We start from the raw sequence: 5388 nt of genomic DNA, 5'->3' as shown, positions 1-5388 counted from the left end.
AGCAGGCCCGACGGCGAGCGCGTGAACAGCGTCTGGCCGAACGCGGCTTCGAGTGCCGCGACGTGGCGGCCGGCCGTCGGCTGCGTGATGCCGAGCGCCCGCGCCGCGCCGGACAGCGAGCCTTCCGTCAGCACGGCCAGGAAGGTGCGGTAGCGTTCCCAGTTCAGATCGATGGTCATGCATAAATGTATAGCCGATCCATTGGGTTCGGCAATTCCTTGATAGCCTCCGGCGCGCCAGAATGCGTGTCATGACGGTTCATTCAAGGAGAGCGGCAATGACGAACCACGCAGGCGGGACGCAACGGCAGGCACTCGTGCTCGGCGCAAGCGGCGGGATTGGCGGGGAAGTCGCGCGGCAGCTGCGCGATGCGGGCTGGCAGGTGCGCGCGCTGAAGCGCGGGCTCGACGCCGAGGCCGTGGAGCGCGACGGCATCGCATGGATGCGCGGCGACGCGATGGACCGCGACGCGGTCGTCCGGGCCGCGCGCGGGTGCAGCGTGATCGTGCACGCGGTGAATCCGCCCGGCTACCGGAACTGGCCCGGGCAGGTGCTGCCGATGATCGACAACACGATCGCGGCGGCGCGGGCGGAGCAGGCTACCGTCGTGCTGCCGGGCACGGTATACAACTACGGCGCCGACGCGTTTCCGGTGCTGCACGAAGATGCGCCGCAGCATCCATCGACGCGCAAGGGCGCGATCCGCGTCGAACTGGAGCGCCGGCTGCAGGACGCGGCCGCGCATGGCGTTCGCACGATCATCGTGCGAGCAGGCGATTTCTTCGGGCCGAAGCTCACCGGCAACAGCTGGTTTGCGGCGGGGCTCGTCAAGGCCGGGCAGCCGGTTGCGGCCATCAGTGTGCCGGGGCGGGACGGCGTCGGGCATCAATGGTCGTATGTACCGGATGCCGCGCGCACGATGGTCGAGCTGATCGAGCGGCGCGACACGCTCGAACCGTTCGCGCGCTTTCACCTCGGCGGGCACTGGGACGCGGACGGCACGCAGATGGCGGACGCCGTGCGCCGCGTCGCGCAGCGGCACGGGCTGCGTCCGACGATGCGCAAGTTCCCGTGGTGGTTCGTGTGGGTCGCGGCGCCGTTCGTCACGACGCTGCGCGAATTGCTCGAGATGCGCTACCTGTGGCGCGAGCCGATCCGGCTGGACAACACGCGGGTGACCGCGGTGCTCGGCCGCGAGCCGATCACGCCGCTCGATACCGCGATCGAGGCGACGCTGGCGGGGCTCGGGTGTCTCAAGTGAGCAACGGGGGCGCGCGGACGCAATCGCGTTCTGCTATGATCCGCGCTCCCTTCCTCGACGCTGCTGCAGGAAGGTACCCACGACCGCCGGAATGCCGGAGGTCGCGTCGTACCTTTTTCATTTTCAGCAGCGATGTCTACCTTTCCTCGTTTAAAAAAGGCCTTGCAACGGCAAGGCATCCGTGTCGACCATCACGCCGGCATCTATCACCTGCGCAATGAACTGGCGCAGGCGTCCGTCCTGTTGCCCGCTTCGCTCCCGCTCGAGGAGAAGGCCGTCCAGCAGTTGCTCGCGTTCGCGGCCGTCCGTTCGCCGGATGGCCATCAGCGCGTATGCAAGGCCTGCGCGACGCCGGACTTTCATCCGGGCGGGGTCGCGCCCGTCGGCTCGATCGTCGCGACCGACGACGCGTTCGTGATTCCCGCCGCGATCGGCACCGATATCAACTGCGGGATGCGTCTCGTCACCACGGGCCTCAAGCGCTCGGCGCTCGCGCCGTTCGAGACGGCGCTCGTCGAGCGGCTGACGCGCGCGATTCTCGCGGACCGGCGCGACGTGCCGGTCGGCAGCGATGCCTTTCGCGCGCTGTTCGACGCGGGCCCGGCGGCATTCGTCGATCGTGTCGCGCCGCAGGGGCTCTGGGCGCACGTCGACCGCGACCGGCTCATCGACGAACTGTCGTCGTGCATCGGCCTCGACCGGTTCGACGGCAGCGCGAAATACGCGCCCGACGCGCACGTCGGGTCGCGCGAGGTATTCCGCGACCCTTGCCTCGGCACCCCGGGCTCGGGCAATCATTTCGTCGAACTGCAGGTGGTCGACGCCGTGTTCGACCGGCATGCGGCCTACCGGGCGGGACTCGCGAAGGACGACGTCGTCGTGATGATCCACAGCGGTTCGCGCGATGTCGGCTTCTACGTCGGGCGACGCTGGATGGACCGGGCGCGCGCGGCATGGCCGGCGGGCGTCAGGCATCCGGAAAGCGGCCTGTACGGCCTTTCCGGCGAGCTGGCGCGCGACTATCTCGTCGCGATGGGCACCGCCGCGCGTTATGCGTGGCTCAACCGCGTCGTGCTTGCCGAGATGGTCCGCAAGGAACTGGCGGAGCTCACCGGCGAGACCCGCTCGGCACTCGTGGTCGACGTGCCGCACAACGTCGTGCTGCGCGAAAACGGGATGAACATCCATCGCAAGGGGGCGACCCCCGCCCGCGACGGCGATCTCGCGCTGATTCCCGGATCGATGGGCGATGCGTCGTTTCTCGCGACCGGGCTCGGCCATCCGGACTGGCTGTGGTCGTGCAGCCACGGCGCCGGCCGCAGCGTGCGCCGGCAGGCGGTGCGGCGGATGCGCGCGGAGCAGGCGCCGGGCACGTGGCGCTGTGTGACGCTGCGCGACGAGCGCCGCATCGAGGAAGCGCCGGAAGCCTACAAGCCGATCGGGCCCGTGATCGACGCGCAGGAGCAGGCCGGCCTCATTCGCAGCGCGGTCCGGTTGAAGCCGTGGGTCACGTTCAAGGCATGACGGGCGGCGGCGGCGCGCGCCGGCCGCCGCCGCGGCTTGCGCCGGGGCCGGCGATACGTCGTCCGCTTTCCCGGGCCGCGGTTTTGCCCGGGCATGGGTATGAGCACGGGAAAGCGTCCTGGCGAACCGACGAACCCGCGGGACAACAATTCTCCACATACCCGGGCGCGTCCGGTGAGCATCATGGCGGCAACGTCGATAAAGCGAAACCGGGGGCGCAATGCTGCATTTCGGATGGAAAGTGTCGGTTGCGGGGGCAATCATCTTCGCGTTGAGCGGGTGCACCAACCTGGTGGGTGTGCTGTATTGCGACAACTCGCAGGTCAACTTCCCGGACTATCACTGCTTTCAGCCGTACTAGCCGGGGCGGGCGCGGCGACAGAGCGCCGGCCCGTCACGCGACGACCGGCAGCACCTCCACCGCATAACGGTGCCGAAGGCTGCGCCCGAGCACCGGATCGAGCAGTTCCATTTCGAACGCATCGCCGTCGCCCATCGCCGCGATCGCGCCATGCACGGCGACCGTGCCGCCATACATCGCGCAGCGCGCGGGCATCGTGCGGCGGTCGTCGAAGCGATGCCACAGCACGTCGGGCGCGAGCAGGCCGCTGACCGCGCCGTGCTGGTAGGCCGTGCGCTCGCCGTCGCGCGGGATCAGCCACGCACGCATCTCGATTGCATCCCAGTGATCCGCGACATCCGCATAAAGCCACGCGTCGCGACCGAGCGGTTTCGCGCACACCTGCTTCGACACCGCGACGCCGTAGGCCTCGACTTCGCGATCCGTATGGTCGGAGCCGACGGTCACGAGCGTGCCGGCCGGGCTGTCGACCAGCACGCATTCGATCTCGCCGCCCGAGCGCGCGCCGAGCACGCCGATCGACGGCGCCTGCGTGAGCAGCGCGGCCGACACGCGATAGAAGCAGGGCGTGGTCGACGGCGGCGCAACGCCGAGCGCCGCGAGTTCGTCGATATGCGCGCGGATCGCCGCCGGATCGCGGCCGGCCCAGCCGGCGATCACGACGCGCTCGATCTCGACGTCGACGGTGGCCGGTGCGGGGTGCCGGGAAATCACGTTGAACGACAGGGTTTGCATGCGGGTTTCCGTTTGAAGTCCGAAGGAAGCGACTCGCGGCGATGCTCAATCCGCGAGCGGCCGGTGCGCGGTTTCGCGCGCGACGAGGAGCGCGATCGACGTGACGACGAGCGCGGCGGCGACGTACAGCGACACGGCCGTCGTCGTGCCGGTCTGCCGGAACAGCGCGGCGATCACGAGCGGCGCAAAGCCGCCGCCGACGATGCCGGCGAGCGTGTACGCGAGCGACGAGCCCGCATAGCGCACGCGGGTCGGGAACTGCTCGGTCACGAACGCGCCCTGCGGGCCGTACATCACCGCGTGGATCACGAGGCCGATCGCGACGGCCGCGACGATCGCGCCCGGGCGCGCCGAATCGAGCATCGCGAAGAACACGAACGCCCACACGATCCCGGCGAGCGCGCCGGCGAGATAGACGGGCCGGCGGCCGAAGCGATCCGACAGCGCGCCGAAGAAAGGCACCGCGAGTGCGTTGCAGGCCGTGCCGATCATCACGGCCGTCAGGGCGACGGGGCGCGACAGGTGCAGCACGGTCGTCACGTAGGTCAGCGTGAACACGACGATCAGCGCATACAGCACGTCCGAACCGATTCGCGAACCGCCGGCGATCAGCAGGCGCTTCCAGTGGTACTTCAGCACGTCCGCGACCGGCACCTCGGCGGTCGCGTGCGATTCGGCGAGCTGTTCGAACTGCGGCGTTTCGTCGACGCCGCGGCGCAGCCAGAAACCGAACACGACGAGCAGCGCGCTGGCCGCGAACGGCACGCGCCAGCCCCACGACAGGAAGTCCCCGGACGTGGTCGACAGCGTCACGAGCGCGATGCAGCCGGTGCCGAGCAGCGTGCCGAACGACGGGCCGATCTGCGTCCACGATGCGGACAACCCGCGCCGCTTCTGGTCGCCGTGCTCGACCGACAGCAACACCGCGCCGGCCCATTCGCCGCCGAGCGCGACGCCCTGCACGAAGCGCAGCGCGACGAGCAGGATCGGGCTCAGGATGCCGGCCTGCGCATAAGTCGGCAGCGCCCCCATCAGCGCGGTCGTCACGCCCATCAGCACGAGCGTGAGCATCAGCACCGCGCGGCGGCCGATGCGGTCGCCGAGATTGCCGAACACGAAGCCGCCGAGCGGGCGCGACACGTAGCCGACCGCATAGGTCGAGAACGCGAGGATCGTGCCGGCGAGCGGATCGACCGAAGGGAAGAACAGGTGGTTGAAGACGAGCGCGGCGAGCGTGTTGTAGATCGTGAAGTCGTACCACTCGAGTGACGTGCCGATCATGCTCGCGGTCGCGAGTCGGCTGTTGCGGACGCGGCGGGGCGCGTGGGCGACGGGCTGGGCGAGAGTGCTCATGGTGTCGGGCATGTCGTGAGGGGAACGGGATGGAGCGCCGGGCCGATGCGCGGGCGTGCCGCGCGCATGCGATGCGGTCGGCGCGGGCGATCAGGCCGGCAGCGCGGCGGCGGCAGCAGGGTCGGTTTCGACGGCGCCGCGTGCCGCATGCAGC

At 69.7% G+C, this 5388-nt stretch carries 6 protein-coding genes; 3 read left to right on the top strand and 3 right to left on the bottom strand.

The genetic code is table 11. From position 1 onward, the window contains the following. Positions 1–179, bottom strand: a 179-nt coding sequence (locus DPV74_RS38775; RefSeq protein ID WP_162923271.1) for a LysR family transcriptional regulator, incomplete at its 3' end; no start/stop codon positions are given. Positions 180–277: 98 nt separating this feature from the next. On the opposite strand from DPV74_RS38775, the gene DPV74_RS38770 reads away from it, so the two are divergent. The 3 genes from DPV74_RS38770 to DPV74_RS38760 all read left to right on the top strand — a co-directional run bounded on the left by DPV74_RS38770 (position 278) and on the right by DPV74_RS38760 (position 3146). After that, entirely contained in the window at positions 278–1261 is a 984-nt protein-coding gene (locus DPV74_RS38770; protein WP_119339106.1) for an NAD-dependent epimerase/dehydratase family protein, read from the top strand. A 132-nt stretch (positions 1262–1393) separates the two neighbouring features. After that, positions 1394–2785, top strand: coding sequence for an RtcB family protein (locus DPV74_RS38765; RefSeq protein ID WP_027789472.1), 1392 nt, complete (start codon positions 1394–1396; stop codon positions 2783–2785). Positions 2786–3005: 220 nt separating this feature from the next. Then, positions 3006–3146, top strand: coding sequence for a hypothetical protein (locus DPV74_RS38760; protein ID WP_162923270.1), 141 nt, complete (start codon positions 3006–3008; stop codon positions 3144–3146). 33 nt (positions 3147–3179) lie between these two features. Here the strand turns inward: DPV74_RS38760 and DPV74_RS38755 are convergent, their stop codons facing one another. Both DPV74_RS38755 and DPV74_RS38750 read right to left on the bottom strand, forming a co-directional pair. Then, positions 3180–3881, bottom strand: a complete 702-nt coding sequence (locus tag DPV74_RS38755; protein ID WP_119339105.1) for a DUF2848 domain-containing protein — start codon at positions 3879–3881, stop codon at positions 3180–3182. Positions 3882–3926: 45 nt separating this feature from the next. Beyond that, positions 3927–5162 carry an MFS transporter gene (locus DPV74_RS38750; protein WP_374709016.1) on the bottom strand — a complete coding sequence of 412 codons (1236 nt, stop codon included), beginning with the start codon at positions 5160–5162 and terminating at the stop codon, positions 3927–3929. Positions 5163–5388: the final 226 nt, after the last annotated feature.

It is taken from the genome of Burkholderia sp. HAN2018 (genome assembly GCF_024704855.1).
Lineage (GTDB): Bacteria > Pseudomonadota > Gammaproteobacteria > Burkholderiales > Burkholderiaceae > Burkholderia > Burkholderia cepacia.
The sequence above is the reverse complement of the archived record's forward strand: the minus strand, read 5'-3'. Positions and strand labels throughout refer to the sequence as shown.